Below are 15,364 nucleotides of genomic sequence, written 5' to 3'. Positions count from 1 at the left end.
AGGTGATAGAGTATGGGCAGATTCTTTGATATAGTTAAACAGATAGTTCCCTTTTGGTCTACAAATAATAATAAAAAAAGAAGTGAAAGTGAACAATCTAAGATAAAGACTATTGAATATGAATCACAGAGAGTGAGTTTCAAGTTCTTAATTGCTGCTATCTTAATGTTTACCTTCCAAGTCTTCTTAGCTTCTGGAGCGTCAATTGAATTTATTATCCCTGATTTGCCGGCGCCTATTCCCTTCAATTCTGGTAGAGCATTTCATATTAATCTAAGTGTTTTTTGGCCTTTATTAGGGATAATTGGTGGAGTGTATTATATAATACCAGAAGAAGTTGGGTATGACACAAATATTAAGATAGCTAATATACAATTCTGGTTAACGATAGTAACCTTATTATTAATTTATGGTAGTCTATCTTTAGGTTTTACTACTGGGCGTGAGTATTTAGAAGCATTATTACCATTTAAGATATTGATAGCCTTATCTTTAATTATATTCTTTATAAATATCTTATTAACATTATTAAAACGAAAGATTACTGAATGGCACCCTACTATGATTGGACTAGTTGTAGGAGTCTTTTTTTCTATTATTATGTATATCCCTAGTATGTTAACATACAAAAATATAGCTATGGATGAATTTTTTAAATTCTGGACAGTACACATTTGGGTAGAAAGCACATTAGAATTAATAATTGCTTCCGTGATTGCATCAATCTTATTAATGATGACTGGAGTTGAACGAAAAACGGTAGAGCGTTGGTATTATGTAGAAGTTTTTTTAGTAATTTTAACTGGTTTCTTAGGAGTGGGGCATCATTATTTTTGGATTGGAGCTCCTCATTGGTGGCTATATATAGGAATGATATTTGGTGCTTTACAGATAGTTCCTGTCTTTTTCTTGGTTTATACGGCGTTTAAGAGTGTCAAGCGACAGAATATGAAGACAACTAATGACCTAACTTTTAAATATTTATGGGCAACGGTCTTGTGGAACTTAGTTGGAGCAGGTATTTTAGGATTTATTATGACCTGGCCTAGTATCAACCAATATACACATGGCACAGAGATGGTTTCACTTCATGGACATCTAGCTTTATTTGGGACATATGGCTTTTTGACTCTAACATTATTCTATTTTATCTTACCTCAATGGCAAAGAACTAAAAATTTAAGTATGAAGAAAGGGAATATCGCATTTTGGTTACTAAATAGTGGCTTAGCTTTAATGGGTATTTCACTCTTTGTAGCAGGAGTTATACAATCATATTTACTTAGATATGTAGGGATTGAATTTACAAAAGTTAGAGAATTATTAGTTCCTTATATGATAGGAAGAACATTAGGAGGCTTAATTTTTGCTGGTGGAGCAATAATTATTGGTTGGGATTTAATAAGTAATCTATTGTTTAAAAAAAGCATTCCATAATACAAAATGCTTTATTAGAGTTATTAAATCTAATCTTAAAAAGGAGTTTAGATAGAATTAAGGAATTAAAGTAGAGAAGAAGGTAATAATGGCTTTAGAGTATAATCAATTGATTATGCAAGAACTTTAGATAACAATTATAATTGAGGTGGTAGTAATGGCAAAAGAAAGATTACAGAAAGTAATGGCTAGGGCAGGGGTTGCGTCTCGTAGAAAGAGTGAAGAGATTATTGCTAATGGTAGAGTTAAGGTTAATGGCAAAGTAGTTACTGAGCTAGGAACTAAGGTTAACCCACAAAAAGATACGATTGTAGTCGATGGAAAGGAGATTGAAAAGGAAAGATTAGTCTATCTTCTTTTAAATAAGCCACAAGGGTTTATAACTACTGTAAATGACCCACGAAATCGAGCGACGGTTATGGAACTTATAACAGATGTAAAACAGACTGTTCATCCAGTAGGAAGATTGGATAGGGATACAAAGGGACTTTTATTATTAACTAATGATGGTGATTTAACTTATGCTTTAACTCATCCGAGCCATGAAGTAGCAAAAACCTATATGGCTACAGTAGAAGGGACTCCTAATCCAAATACGATTGAGGCTTTAGAGAGAGGAATTAAATTAAAGGATGGTTGGACTGCACCAGCAGAGGCCAAAGTAGTAGCTGATTTAGGTGATAGGGCGATTGTATCACTTACAATTCATGAAGGTAGAAAGCATCAAGTTAAAAGAATGTGGAAGTCTGTAGGTCATCCGGTTCAAGAGTTAAAACGAACTAATTTTGGTCCTTTAGATTTAGAAGGAGTTCCTGAAGGGCGTTATAGACATCTGAATAAAGATGAGGTTAGAGAATTAAAGGAGATAGAGAAGGAAGTTGCAGACAATGAAAGCAAGTAGGTGAAGTAGTAATGAGTAAAAGACATTATATTATTCCTATCTTTGTTCCCCATGCCGGCTGTCCGCATGATTGTGTCTTTTGTAATCAACGAGAGATTACGGGTTTACAAGAGATGATGACTCCTAAGAAGGCTGAGCAGATAATTAAAGAATACTTAAACACCATGGATCATAATAATAGTAAGATAGAGGTTGCTTTCTATGGCGGTAGTTTTACTGGCTTGGATATTAAAAGACAGAGTGAATTATTATCAGTAGCTTATAAATATTGTGAAGAAGGTGTAGTAGATAATCTGCGCCTATCGACTAGACCGGATTATATTGACCAAACAATTTTAGATAACTTAAGTAAATATAATGTAGAAGTTATAGAGCTAGGGGTCCAATCTTTAGTGCCGAAAGTATTAGAGGCTGCTTATCGTGGCCATACAGTTGAAGATGTAATTAGAGCTAGTAAATTAATTCGAAAGAATCAGTTTAAATTAGGAATTCAGTTAATGCCTGGTCTACCGGAATCAGACTGGGAAAGTATGCTTTATAGTGCCCAAAAGACAGTCGAATTGGGTCCTGATTTAGTTAGAATCTATCCTACATTAGTAATTAAGGATACATATTTAAGTAAATTATATAAGAAAGATAAATTCACCCCTTTAAGCTTAGAGGAAGCAGTAGAGATATGTAAAGAAGAGTTAAAGTTATTTCGTCAACATCAGACCCCAGTAATTAGTTTAGGCTTACAGCCATCAGATGGAGTGAATAAAGAAGCAGTTATTGCTGGACCGTTTCACCCTGCTTTTCGTCAGCTGGTTGAATCTAGATTAGTTTTGGAGAGCATTATTGATTTTTTAGGAGATGAGATTGAAAGTGACGAGTTAATTTTAAAAGTTAATCCGCGTTTTAGCTCTACAGTAAGAGGGCAGAAGAATAGTAATCTAAAATTACTCCAAGAAAAATATGAAGTAGAGATAAAGGTTAAAATAGATAATAATTTGCAGTTGCGAGAAATAAGTATTAATAATGATGTAAGAATGGTATAAGAATGGTCTATCTGTCGTAAAGGTATTATTAAATCAAATTATTATTTTCTTGCTAATAGGCTAATACTACTAGCAAGGAGGTAATATAAGATGCAGAAGTTAAGGATTTTTTGGCAGGTATTCAGGTGGCAACCTACTTTATCCTGGGCAGGTAGTAGTGTGATTATCGGTATTTTAATGGCTTTAGCAAAGATTGAAATTACATTATATAACTTTGGGATTGCTACTTTGATTGCTTTAATTCCGTTGCTTTTACATGGGGTAGTCTCTCATGCGTATAACGATTGGTATGATTGGGATTCAGGGACTGATCTGAATAGTCCTGGGATTCTATCAGGTGGTTCTGGGGTCTTGACTAATAGTTTGTTAGCACCTAAGGAGTTGCTAGACTTTGGAGATAAAGGATTATTCTTAGCTGTAATCTTTAGTGGCCTTTTAATATATTATAAAGGATTAATTGTTTTGCTTTTTTTGGTGGTTGGAGTCTGGTCTGCTTATACTTATACTAAGTCTCCATTCTTATTTGCTTACCGACCGTTCTTAGGTGAGTGGTTAGCCGCCTGGCCTGGTTTAGTAATGGCTACAGTGGCCACCTATTATCTTTTGACTGAAGAGATAAATTTAATTGTTTTATGGTCAGCTATCATTCATAGTTTATTTGCGATTGCCCTTTTAATGCACCATCATGTACCAGATGTTTCTGCTGATAAAGAGGCAACACCTCCTAAGGTTACAACAGTAGTTTGGGTTAAAGATAATTATGGGACTAAGGCTCTTAGTTGGCCAGCATTAATTTATTTTAGTTTAAGTTCTATACTCGCTTTAATAGGTTATCTTTATATTGATTCAATCTTCTTGGTTTCATTTGTTATAGGGATGATATTGATAACTATTGTTTTAATAACTGATTACGACGATATAGCTCAGATTAGCAAGTATGAAAAAGGTTTAATCTTAGTTATTATTATTCATGCTATAAGTTTAGGGTTAGAAGTATTAATTTAAATCTTTGTAAAAAGAAGGCTTTTTTTTACTTTTAATGAATAATATAAGTATCAGATGAACTATACATAGTAGTAAAGAAGATGAAATCAAATTTGAAAACAAAAGGAGGAGAAAGATGGAAGTACTAAAGATAGCATCTAATTCAAAACCAAAGTCAGTTGCTGGTGCTTTAGCAGCGGTATTAAGAGCTGAAGATAAGGCTGAATTACAGGCAATAGGCGCAGGAGCAGTCAACCAGGCAGTTAAAGCGATTGCGATTGCACGAGGGTTTATGGCACCTAGTGGGATAGATTTAGTTTCTGTCCCAGCATTTTCAGAAGTAGAGATTAATGGTGAAGAAAGAACTGCCATTAAATTCTATGTAGAACCAAGATAAAATTTAATAGATTAGTATTTAGTTGACCTACTCAGACCTATTGAGTAGGTTTTGTTTTGTTGATTTGTAGCTATTTCTTTTTTCTTTAATTTATGATAAAATAATACTTAGTGCTATTTAGAACAAGGGTTTAGTTTGGTAAGGAGGGCTATAATTGTATCTAAAGAAGATCGAGATGCATGGTTTTAAATCGTTTGCTAATGAGATAGAATTAGAACTTGAATCAGATATTACAGCAATTTTAGGTCCTAATGGCAGCGGGAAGAGTAATATTGCTGATGCTATTAGATGGGTCTTAGGTGAACAGAGTGCTAAGTCATTACGAGGAAGTAAGATGGAAGATGTTATTTTTGCGGGTAGTGGTCAACGGAAGCCTTTGGGAATTGCAGAGGTGAAATTAACCTTAGATAATAGTGATGGGAAATTACCTATAGATTATAATGAAGTAACGATTGGAAGACGAGTGTCTCGGTCAGGAGAGAGTGACTACTTAATTAATAATTCAATCTGTCGTTTAAAAGATATAGAAGAGTTGATTATGGGTACTGGTATGGGGAAAGAAGCATATTCAATTATCGGTCAAGGTAAGGTAGATAGTATTTTAAGTAGCAAATCGACTGAACGAAGAGAACTATTTGAAGAAGCAGCAGGCATTACTAAGCATAAGAAACGTAAGGAGAAAGCAACTAAGAAATTAGAAGAAACAGAACATAACTTACAAAGAATTACTGATATTATTGGAGAGTTAGAAAAACAGGTTGGCCCTTTAAAGAAAGAAGCTAAAAAGGCAGAGGAATATGAAGAGTACTATACTGAATTAGAAAATTTAGAAGTTAACTTGCTTTTAAATAGATATAGTGAGATGGATAGTAATAGGATTGAGGTTGGCAAGAAACGAAGTGAATTAGATAAGAAAGCAAATCAAATTAAGACGCAGGTAGTTAAGTATGATTCGAAAATAGAAAAATTAAATATGGAGTTAGACCAAATAATAGAAGCTATCAGTCATAATAAAGATAAGAAGTATCAATCCGAAAGTCAGATAGAGAGAATAAATAATAAAATTCAGATTTTAAAAGAAAAACGTAATAATGCTGATTATCGTTTAAAACAATTAGCGCAGGAAATAGATGGTTTAGAAGGAAAGATAGAAGACTTAAAAGGGGAGAAAGAGAAAAAAGAAGAAAAATTAACTAAGATTGAAACAGAATTAACAGAACAGCAGAGTTATTTGCAGGCTAAAGAAGAGGAATTAGCGACAATAATTAGTGACTTGAAGAAAAAAGAGGGCAGTAAAGATGACGCTAAAGAGAGTATGATTGAACAGTTAAATCAAATTAATAAACAACGTAATCAGTTAGAAAATATTAAACGACAGATTGAAGATATAAAAGAAGAAATAATAGAAAAAGAAGATAAAAAAGAAGAGACCAATTTAACTCTAAATAACCTTAAAGAAGAATTAACAGAAGTTGAAGAAGAGATTCTAACTACTAAACGGGAATTTAAAGCTAAGAAAAGAGAGGTTAAGGATAAGGAAGAAGAGCGAACTAATTTGCAAGAGAAATTACAAGGTTTACAAGAAAAGTATAATCAATTAAAGGCAAAACAGAATAATTATCAATCTAAATTAGATGTGTTAAAAGGTATGCAAGAGAAATACCAAGGATATTATAGAGGAGTTAAGAGGCTCTTGCAGTATCATAAAGATAATCCGGAGTTTGCTAAGGTCTATGGGGTGGTAGCTGAATTATTGACAGTGCCTAAAAAGTTTGAAACAGCTATTGAGGTGGCTTTAGGTAGTAGATTGCAGAATATCGTTGTAGACCAAGAGGTAGATGCTAAGAAATCAATTAATTATCTTAAAAAGAATAAAGCTGGACGAGCTACATTCTTACCTTTAAACTTAGTAACTCCCCGCGATTTGAGAAAGAGTGAAGCAAAAGCACTAAATAATTCAGGAGCTTTAGGCACAGCAGCAGAGATTATCGAATACAAAGATAAGTTTGACCCGGTGGTTAAGAACTTATTAGGAAGAATAATAATTGCTAGTGATATTGATTCAGCAATTGCTATCTCTAGAAAGACTAATCAGAGAGTAAAAGTAGTCACTTTAGAAGGAGAAGTTATTAATCCTGGTGGTTCAATGACCGGGGGTAGCTCACATAATAATAATGCCAATCTATTAAGTCGTGGTCGCCAGATAGAAGAGTTAGCTGAAAAAGTCCAAGAAGCTGACTTGAAGTTAAATAAGATTGAAGATAAGGGTATTGATGTTAGAAATAGATTAGTTGTTCTTGAAGAAGAGATTAAGGGAGAAGAGGATTTAATCCATAAATTAGATTTAGATTTAACAGGTAAAAGAAAAGATTATCAACAATTAGAAAGAGAGATATCAAGATTAGAAACTATTAAATCGCAATTAAATAAGTATTTGAAGGCTTTGAGGAAAGAACTAGAAGGTCTAAAAAGAGATGAGGAGAATGTTAAAAAAGAGGTTTCATTCTTAACTAATGGAAACCAAAGTATTGAGGGCACTATTGCTTCGATTGATGAAAAAATTAAAGAGATTGAAATTAAAAAAGAGGATTATAATCAAGAGATTACTGATTTAAAGGTTAAAATAGCGACAATTAAGCAAGAAAAGCTAAATTTAGAGCAAGAGGGAGAAAGAATTAAGAATAATATTCAGCAGGCTAAAACTAGTATTAATCAGAAAGAAGATGAGATTAAGAAACTAACTAGAAGGAAAGATAATTTAGCTGATCAAAAAACTAATTTAGTATCTCAAAAGGAAGAAATGTATCAGCAGAAAGATAGATTGGAAGAAAAGTTAAATACTTTACAGGAAGATAGGACAGGATTATCAGCTGAAATTAATCAATTACAACAAGACTCGAAAGGGATTCGTAAAGAGTTAAATGAAGTTCAGGCCGAGTTAAATGATTATGAAGTTAAAGAAGCTCAGCTAGAAGTTAAGTTAGAGAATATATCTGATAAGTTAATAGAAAATTACGAAGTAGAAGTTGAAGAAAGAATAAAAGAGAGAGAATCAATAGATAGTTATGAGGAAGTAGAGACTAGAATTGATCAATTAAAGAAGAAGATTAATAAATTAGGACATGTAAATCTAGGTGCGATTGAGGAATATGCAACACTTAAAGAACGATTTGATTTTATGCAAGAACAATATACAGACTTAATAGAGGCGAAAGAATCATTGACAGAAGTAATTGAAGAGATGAATGAAACGATGCAAAAGAAGTTTGAAGATGCCTTTAGAAAGATAAAGGTTGAGTTTGAAGATATATTTACAGATCTATTTAGAGGTGGACAAGCTGAGCTATTATTAGATGAACCTGATGATCTGTTAGAGACAGGGATTGAAATTAATGCTCAGCCACCAGGCAAGAAATTACAAAAGCTTTCGTTAATGTCCGGAGGAGAGAAAGCATTAACAGCAATTGCCTTGATATTTGCACTTTTAAAAGTGAATCCTAGTCCATTCTATATTCTCGATGAGATTGATGCACCGTTAGATGAGGCTAATGTGGATCATTTTGCTGAATTTTTAAAGGAATTTGCTTCAATTGCCCAATTCATTTTAATTACACATCGCAAAGGAACGATGAAAGTAGCTGATACTCTTTATGGAGTTTCTATGCAAGAATCAGGGGTGTCTAAAATGGTTTCTTTAAAATTATCAGAATTGGCGAGTTAGCTAACAACTCTTATTGTATATTATATTTTTAAGAGTGGGAAAATATAATAATAGTCTTTGAAGGAGGAGTAACATGACAGTAAATGGAATTTCTAAACGGATAGTAGACAAGTTAGTGGACAGGAGTATTGAATTAAGTCAGGGTAGATCAGTAGGTGCTATAGGTTTTGTTAATCAAGAAGGATATATTGATAGTATGTCTGAAATTGTAAATGGTGGAATTTCTGGTCTTCCTTATCGAATGTTATTAGGAAAGGTAACATCAATAAATGGGAAATCATTGTTAGAAGCGATTAATCAACTGCCAGATAATGCAGTATTAATTACTACTAACCCTGGTAAGACAGGATTAATTGTGGATACTGGTGGGATTAATATCTTTAATTTGCCGGTTGTCAGTCTAGGTGTTAAACAGTTTGAAGAAGCTGGTGTAGGTATCGTCTATCCTAAAGGTGAATACTTTGATTTAGCTACTAAATCAGAACAGATCCAGATTAAAAGATTAGCAGCTAAAGATATGGATGAAGAAAGAGAAATCTTAAAAGAGTCATCACGCTTAAGACTTAATTATTTGGATATTAGTCAGGAGTTAGAAGTATTAGAAAGAGAAGAGAGCGAACTATCAATTACAGATATACCTAATGAAGAGTGGGAGTTAGAAAGGTTTGAAGTAAATTCAATTGATAAAGAATTCGTGCAAGAGTTAGTTGATAAGTCAATAGAGGTTGAGCAAGGTAGAGAAGTTGCAGCTATGGGAATAATTGAAGATGGACATGTAGTCAAAAAAGGGGAAATAGTTGTAGGTGGAATGGGATATGTTCCTTCACGGATGTTAGCGTCTAGTTTTACTGATATAAGCGGAATATCATTACGAGAGGCTTATAGTGAAACTATTCCGGAGAATGTAATTATAGTCCATACTCATCCTGGTGGAACCGGTGTAATGCATATGGGAGATGCTATGGCCGGTCCTGGAACTTGGGGGAGAGCAATCATTGCTATCGGTCACGATAAAGATGGTCAGGTAAAAGGAGCAACCGTAATTGAAACACAGGATAAGGTGACGGACTTGGCCGATGAATACGAAGAAGTAGGTCAGAAGTATTATGAAGTAGATACACCGGAGGAAGAAGCTAAAATTAGAAAGAGGAGATTTGGGATTGCTCAAGAATATACTGATTTATGTAAACCAATAGAGATTAAGTAACATATTAATAAGATTGCAAGAAAATAATGGGGGGGGAGTCTTATGTTTAGAAAGTTATTTGGGAGAGGCAAAAAGAAGAAAGAAAAGAAGAAGAAAGAAGAGCAGGATTTAAAAGAAGTTGAAGAAAAGAAAGAATCAGCAAAGCAAGAAGAAGTAAAAGCTAAAAAGGAAGAAGCAACTTCGGGAGGACTTTTTTCTCAGTTTGAAGCTCATAATCCTGATGAAGCTGAAGAGGAAGCAGAAGTTGAAGGAGAAGAAGAAGAAGAAGAAGAAGAAGGAGGTTTCTTTTCTCGTTTAAAGAATGGCCTAGACAAGACGAGAGATGTTTTTGCTTCACAAGTAAATAACCTGTTTACAGGGCGTAGCAAGATAGATGATGAATTATATGAAGAACTAGAAGAGATCTTAATCCAAGCTGATGTTGGAGTACATACTACAATGAAGATGGTCGATGAATTAAGACAGAAAGCAGATGAAAGGAAGATTAAAGATCCTGCTGAATTGCAAGAGGTCTTCAAAGAGCAGTTACAGGACATATTAAGTGGTGGTTTAGATGATGTCTATGATGAACATCAATTAACTATCTTAATGGTAGTTGGTGTTAATGGAGTTGGGAAGACAACGACTATTGGTAAGATAGCACAACGAGCTAAGATGAACGACCAGGAAGTCTTGTTAGCGGCAGGAGATACATTTAGAGCAGCGGCTATTGAACAGTTAGAGACTTGGGGTGGCAGAGTAGGTGTAGATATCATTTCTCATCAAGAAGGAGCTGATGCAGCAGCAGTAGCTTATGATGCTGTACAAGCAGCTAAATCTCGTGGTATTGATTTATTAATAGTAGATACTGCTGGACGTTTACATACACAAGATAACTTAATGCAGGAATTAAGAAAGGTTAGAAAGATTATCGGTCGGGAAGCAGATGGGGCTAGAGTAGAGGTGTTATTGGTATTAGATGCGACGACAGGACAGAATGCGATTACTCAAGCTAAAACCTTTAATAAAGCAGTTAAGGTAGATGGAATTGCGTTGACTAAGTTAGATGGTACAGCTAAGGGTGGAGTTATATTAGCTATTAAAGAAGAACTGGATATTCCAATTAAGTTAATTGGAGTAGGAGAAGCTGTAGAGGACTTACAAGATTTTGAGGCAGAAGCATTTATTGAAGCATTATTTGATGATGAGTAATCGAATAATGATTAATTCTTGCTTGACAGCAGAAGGAGACTATGTTATACTATCGGCTGTAAAGTATTTTTGCTTAACAGAGATTGTAGGTGATCTGTTTGTTAGAACGAGCCGTTAGAATTGGAAATTTATTTGCTTTTTATGAAGAGTTGTTAACTGAAAGGCAGCAAGAGATGATAAGGCTCTATTTTTATCATGATCTATCTTTAGGAGAGATTGCTGATGAATATAGTATTAGTCGTCAGGCTGTTTATGATAATTTGCAGAGAGCTGAGGCTGCTTTAGAAGATTACGAAGCAAAGTTAGGTTTAGTAAAGAAACATAAGAAGAATCAAGTTAAAGTTAAAAAGTTAGCTAATATTGTTGATAAGATAGCCAATCAGATTGATGATAAAGAAGTGAAGTCTCTATTAGAAATTGTTGATGATTTAGGTGAGCTAAGTGATTAATATAAGGAGGGGACTTAGAAAGTGGTATTTGAAGGTCTAGCTGAAAAATTGCAAGGCACATTTGATAAGTTGCGCGGCAAAGGTAAGTTGTCAGAAAAAGATGTTAAGGCTGCTTTGCGTGAAGTCAAGTTAGCTTTATTAGAAGCAGATGTTAACTTTCGAGTAGTAAAGAGTTTTATTAAGGATATTGAAGAGAGAGCAGTTGGACATGAAGTATTAGAAAGTTTAACTCCAGGACAACAAGTTATTAAGATAGTTAATGAAGAGTTAACAGAATTAATGGGAGGAACCCAAAGTAAATTAACCTTAGCTCCTGAACCGCCAACAGTTATTATGTTAGTTGGATTACAAGGAGCAGGTAAGACAACGACTGTTGGTAAACTAGCGAAACATCTTCATAAGAAAGGGAGAAGACCATTATTAGTCGCTGGTGATGTTTATCGTCCAGCAGCTATTAAGCAGTTACAAGTCTTAGGAGAAAGGCTAGATCAACCTGTCTTCTCTATGGGGGATAAACAGGACCCAGTTGATATTGCTAAAGCAGGTGTTAATCACGCTGAATCTAATGGACGTGATGTTGTGATCATAGATACGGCTGGTAGACTACACATAGATGAGACATTAATGGATGAACTAAAGAATATTAAAGCAGCTGTTAAGCCACAAGAGATTTTACTAGTGGTTGATGCAATGACTGGACAGGATGCAGTTAACGTGGCTGAAAACTTCGACAATGCTTTAGGAGTCGATGGCATTGCATTAACTAAATTAGATGGAGATGCTCGTGGTGGTGCGGCTTTATCCATTCGTGAGGTAACAGGTAAACCGATTAAATTTGCTGGTATGGGTGAGAAATTAGATGATTTAGAACCATTCCATCCTGATCGCATGGCTTCGAGAATCTTAGGTATGGGTGATGTGTTAAGTTTAATTGAGAAAGCCGAACAGAGCATGGATGCTGATAAGGCTAAAGAATTAGAGCAGAAACTACGTAAAGAAGAGTTTACTTTAGAGGATTTCAAAGAACAGATGGGACAAGTTCGAAATATGGGGCCTTTAGATCAGATCATGGATATGATTCCTGGCATGGGAAAAGTGAAGAAGCTAAAAGGAATGGATATGGATGAGAGCCATTTAGATCAAATTGAAGCAATCATCAATTCTATGACTCCAGAAGAGCGAAGAGAGCCTAGTATTATTAATGGTAGCCGTCGTCGAAGAATTGCTAAAGGAAGCGGTACTAAAGTCCAGGATGTAAACCGTTTATTAAAACAATTTAAACAGACTAAGAAGATGATGAAGCAGTTTGGAGATATGCAAAAAGGCATGAAAAAAGGTGGAGGCGGACTTGGTGGTAAGTTTCCATTCTTTTAGAATAGATTTATTTAGCTAATAATATTCAATCATTTTAAGGAGGTGATAAATATGGCAGTTAAGATTAGATTAAAAAGAATGGGTGCGAAACGGAATCCTTCTTATAGATTGGTAGTTGCTGATTCTCGTAAGCCTCGTGATGGTAGATTCATTGAAGAACTAGGCTATTATAACCCAACGACTGAACCTAAGACAGTTAAGATTGATGAGGAGAGAGCTTTGGAATGGTTGCAGAATGGAGCGAAACCTTCAGACACAATTAAGACACTGTTCAAAAGAGAGGGTATCATGAAAAAATTTGATGAATTAAAGAGGTAGTAGACATCAGTTTGTTACTTTAGGAGGTGTCTGATATTTTGAAAGAATTAGTAGAGTTAATTTCTCGTTCGATTGTTGATAATCCTAAGCAAGTAAAGGTTAATGAAGTCGAGGGTGCTAAATCAGTAATTCTGGAATTACAGGTAGCTGAAGAGGATATGGGGAAAGTTATTGGTAAGAGAGGTAGAATAGCTAAAGCCATTAGAACTGTAGTTAAAGCAGCAGCTACTAAAGAAGGAAAACGAGTAATTGTAGAAATTATTCAATAATAATTACTTAAATGAGAGAGCTAGAGGTAAAACTCTAGCTCTATTAGTCATTAGAGTATCATTTTTTTAGAATAGTTTAAACTAAGTAATGTATTGTAATTAGAATTCAAGAGGTGTTTTTTATGACAGAAGATTTAATTACTATTGGACGAATAACCAAACATCAAGGCAATAAAGGCGAAGTAAGGGTGATGCCTTTAACTGATTATCCAGAGAGATTTGAGTTATTAGAGAGAGTAGTTTTAGAAAAAGATAGTCAACAACAGGAAGTAATTATTGAAAGTTTGCGGTATCATAAACAGTTTGTAATTTTAAAGTTTGTTGGGTTTGATGATATAGGTGCTGCAATTGAATTGAAAGATGCATTAGTTAAGATTGCACCTGAGGAAGCAATTGAACTTCCAGAAGAGCACTATTACTTGCATGATATCTTAGGTTTAGAAGTGGTTACTGTTGAAGGAAGAGTCTTAGGAGAGATTAAAGATATCTTAGAAACTGGCAGCAATGATGTATATGTAGTTAGGTCAAAGCAAGATGAATATCTAATCCCAGCTTTAAAAAAGGTAGTTACAAAAGTAGATTTGGAAACAGGTAAGATGACTATTAAGCCAATTAAAGGTTTATTATAAGGTGATTATTTATGATTAAGTTTGATATATTGAGTATTTTTCCAGAGATATTTAATGGTCCTTTAAATGAAAGTATTCTAAAGAAAGCTCAAGAGCAAAGTTTAATTGATGTAAAGGTTACCGATATTCGTGACTTTGCATTGAATAAACATAAGAATGTCGACGATTATTCTTATGGCGGTGGTGCTGGCATGGTAATGAAGCCCGAACCAATCTTTAGGGCAGTAGAGGCAGTAAAGAGTAGGGATAGTAAGACTATCTTTATGTCGCCGCAAGGTAAAGTATTTAATCAAGATATAGCTAAAAGATTAGCTGAAGAAGAGCACCTAGTTATTCTCTGTGGTAGATATGAAGGGGTAGATGAGAGAGTAAGGAAGGAATTAATAGATGAAGAGATCTCTATTGGAGACTATGTTTTGACCGGAGGTGAATTTCCAGCGCTAGTCTTAATTGATGCTGTAGCAAGGATGGTTCCAGGAGTTCTAGGAACAGAGGAATCTGCTATTGAAGACTCATTCTATCAAGGTATCTTAGACTATCCACATTATACTCGTCCTAGGGAATTTAGAGGGTTAGAGGTGCCAGCAATATTATTAAGTGGGAATCATCAAAAGATAGCTGAATGGCGTCAAAAAGAAGCACTAAAAAGAACTATTATTAGACGCCCTGACTTATTAGAAGATATAGATTTAACTAGTGAAGAGAAAGAGTTATTGAATAAAATTAAAGATTCAAAGGAAGAAAAGGAGCTTGGAGGTGAAATTTAATTTCTAATTTGTATTTAAGCTTAGTACATAATCCAGTTTATAATAAAAATTTTAAAGAGATTACAACTACAGTAACTAACTTAGATTTACATGATATAGCACGAGCTAGTCGAACTTATAATTTAAATAAATATTATATTGTAAATCACCTTGATTCACAACAAGAATTAGTAGCAAGAATGAGAGAGTATTGGGCTAGTGACTTTGGCGCAGAATATAATCCAGATCGGCAAGAAGCCTTCTCTATTTTAGATGTTAAATCTAACGTAGGAGAGGTTATTCAAGATATAGAAGAAGAGGTCGGAATTGAGCCAGTAGTAGTTACTACTGATGCTCGCAAATATGATAATACTATCAGTTATCAGGATTTAAGAGACAGGATTCATAATCAAGATGAACCGTACTTGGTCTTATTAGGAACCGGTTGGGGTTTGACTAAAGAAGTAATGGAGAGTGCAGACTATATTTTAGAACCTGTCTATGGTAGAGGGGAATATAATCATCTTTCCGTACGAAGTGCTGCATCAATAATTTTAGATAGATTAGTAGGAGAAACATGGTGGGACTAATTTAAAATTTTTACTTGTGATTACTAGTCTTTTATGTTATAATATAGGCTGTATGACCACAGACGGTCCTCTATCTTTTAGGTAAGGTACGAACGTCTTAGAGGAAGGAGGGAA

15 protein-coding genes are annotated in these 15,364 nt (G+C 34.4%); all 15 read left to right on the top strand.

Annotation, left to right across the window (positions count from 1 at the left end):
- Positions 1-12: 12 nt before the first annotated feature.
- The 15 genes from BM077_RS01315 (at position 13) to BM077_RS01245 (ending at position 15,250) form a co-directional block, all read left to right on the top strand.
- A complete protein-coding gene (locus tag BM077_RS01315; RefSeq protein WP_090003383.1) occupies positions 13-1,437 on the top strand; it encodes a cbb3-type cytochrome c oxidase subunit I in 1,425 nt (474 codons plus the stop codon).
- Positions 1,438-1,594: 157 nt separating this feature from the next.
- Positions 1,595-2,338, top strand: a complete 744-nt coding sequence (locus tag BM077_RS01310; RefSeq protein WP_089747333.1) for a pseudouridine synthase — start codon at positions 1,595-1,597, stop codon at positions 2,336-2,338.
- A gap of 11 nt (positions 2,339-2,349) precedes the next feature.
- Positions 2,350-3,375 carry an elongator complex protein 3 gene (locus BM077_RS01305; RefSeq protein ID WP_090095097.1) on the top strand — a complete coding sequence of 342 codons (1,026 nt, stop codon included), beginning with the start codon at positions 2,350-2,352 and terminating at the stop codon, positions 3,373-3,375.
- A 90-nt stretch (positions 3,376-3,465) separates the two neighbouring features.
- Entirely contained in the window at positions 3,466-4,380 is a 915-nt protein-coding gene (locus BM077_RS01300) for a prenyltransferase (protein ID WP_089747328.1), read from the top strand.
- Between the two features lie 115 nt (positions 4,381-4,495).
- On the top strand, positions 4,496-4,756 hold the full coding sequence (locus BM077_RS01295; protein ID WP_089747326.1) for a stage V sporulation protein S: 261 nt from the start codon (positions 4,496-4,498) through the stop codon (positions 4,754-4,756).
- 154 nt (positions 4,757-4,910) lie between these two features.
- Complete coding sequence (gene smc, locus BM077_RS01290; protein ID WP_089747324.1) at positions 4,911-8,477, top strand: chromosome segregation protein SMC; 3,567 nt, start codon at positions 4,911-4,913, stop codon at positions 8,475-8,477.
- 73 nt (positions 8,478-8,550) lie between these two features.
- Positions 8,551-9,684 carry a peptidase S7 gene (locus BM077_RS01285; RefSeq protein ID WP_090003380.1) on the top strand — a complete coding sequence of 378 codons (1,134 nt, stop codon included), beginning with the start codon at positions 8,551-8,553 and terminating at the stop codon, positions 9,682-9,684.
- A gap of 42 nt (positions 9,685-9,726) precedes the next feature.
- Positions 9,727-10,875, top strand: a complete 1,149-nt coding sequence (gene ftsY / locus BM077_RS01280; RefSeq protein ID WP_089747320.1) for a signal recognition particle-docking protein FtsY — start codon at positions 9,727-9,729, stop codon at positions 10,873-10,875.
- A gap of 98 nt (positions 10,876-10,973) precedes the next feature.
- A complete protein-coding gene (gene ylxM / locus BM077_RS01275; protein WP_089747318.1) occupies positions 10,974-11,324 on the top strand; it encodes a YlxM family DNA-binding protein in 351 nt (116 codons plus the stop codon).
- Positions 11,325-11,345: 21 nt separating this feature from the next.
- Positions 11,346-12,698, top strand: coding sequence for a signal recognition particle protein (gene ffh / locus BM077_RS01270; protein WP_089747316.1), 1,353 nt, complete (start codon positions 11,346-11,348; stop codon positions 12,696-12,698).
- Positions 12,699-12,749: 51 nt separating this feature from the next.
- Positions 12,750-13,016 (top strand): 30S ribosomal protein S16, encoded by a 267-nt coding sequence (gene rpsP, locus BM077_RS01265; protein WP_089747314.1) that lies wholly within the window; start codon positions 12,750-12,752, stop codon positions 13,014-13,016.
- Between the two features lie 38 nt (positions 13,017-13,054).
- The gene (locus BM077_RS01260; protein ID WP_090095094.1) at positions 13,055-13,285 is read left to right on the top strand and encodes a KH domain-containing protein; all 231 of its coding nucleotides are present in this window, start codon (positions 13,055-13,057) and stop codon (positions 13,283-13,285) included.
- Positions 13,286-13,407: 122 nt separating this feature from the next.
- Positions 13,408-13,914 (top strand): ribosome maturation factor RimM, encoded by a 507-nt coding sequence (rimM, locus tag BM077_RS01255; RefSeq protein ID WP_089747309.1) that lies wholly within the window; start codon positions 13,408-13,410, stop codon positions 13,912-13,914.
- 11 nt (positions 13,915-13,925) lie between these two features.
- Complete coding sequence (gene trmD, locus BM077_RS01250) at positions 13,926-14,681, top strand: tRNA (guanosine(37)-N1)-methyltransferase TrmD (RefSeq protein ID WP_089747305.1); 756 nt, start codon at positions 13,926-13,928, stop codon at positions 14,679-14,681.
- Entirely contained in the window at positions 14,681-15,250 is a 570-nt protein-coding gene (locus BM077_RS01245; RefSeq protein WP_090095092.1) for an RNA methyltransferase, read from the top strand. Before trmD ends, BM077_RS01245 begins: the two co-directional genes overlap by 1 nt.
- The last annotated feature ends 114 nt before the right edge of the window (positions 15,251-15,364 follow it).

The sequence above is a fragment of the Candidatus Frackibacter sp. WG13 genome (assembly GCF_900114655.1).
GTDB lineage: Bacteria > Bacillota > Halanaerobiia > Halobacteroidales > Acetohalobiaceae > Frackibacter.
This window is presented reverse-complemented; position numbering and strand designations above follow the sequence as displayed.

Coding starts and splice junctions, on each gene's coding strand:
- BM077_RS01315 (WP_090003383.1), top strand. CDS start 13: ATGGGCAGATTCTTTGATATAGTTAAACAGATAGTTCCCTTTTGGTCT.
- BM077_RS01310 (WP_089747333.1), top strand. CDS start 1,595: ATGGCAAAAGAAAGATTACAGAAAGTAATGGCTAGGGCAGGGGTTGCG.
- BM077_RS01305 (WP_090095097.1), top strand. CDS start 2,350: ATGAGTAAAAGACATTATATTATTCCTATCTTTGTTCCCCATGCCGGC.
- BM077_RS01300 (WP_089747328.1), top strand. CDS start 3,466: ATGCAGAAGTTAAGGATTTTTTGGCAGGTATTCAGGTGGCAACCTACT.
- BM077_RS01295 (WP_089747326.1), top strand. CDS start 4,496: ATGGAAGTACTAAAGATAGCATCTAATTCAAAACCAAAGTCAGTTGCT.
- BM077_RS01285 (WP_090003380.1), top strand. CDS start 8,551: ATGACAGTAAATGGAATTTCTAAACGGATAGTAGACAAGTTAGTGGAC.
- ftsY (WP_089747320.1), top strand. CDS start 9,727: ATGTTTAGAAAGTTATTTGGGAGAGGCAAAAAGAAGAAAGAAAAGAAG.
- rpsP (WP_089747314.1), top strand. CDS start 12,750: ATGGCAGTTAAGATTAGATTAAAAAGAATGGGTGCGAAACGGAATCCT.
- rimM (WP_089747309.1), top strand. CDS start 13,408: ATGACAGAAGATTTAATTACTATTGGACGAATAACCAAACATCAAGGC.
- trmD (WP_089747305.1), top strand. CDS start 13,926: ATGATTAAGTTTGATATATTGAGTATTTTTCCAGAGATATTTAATGGT.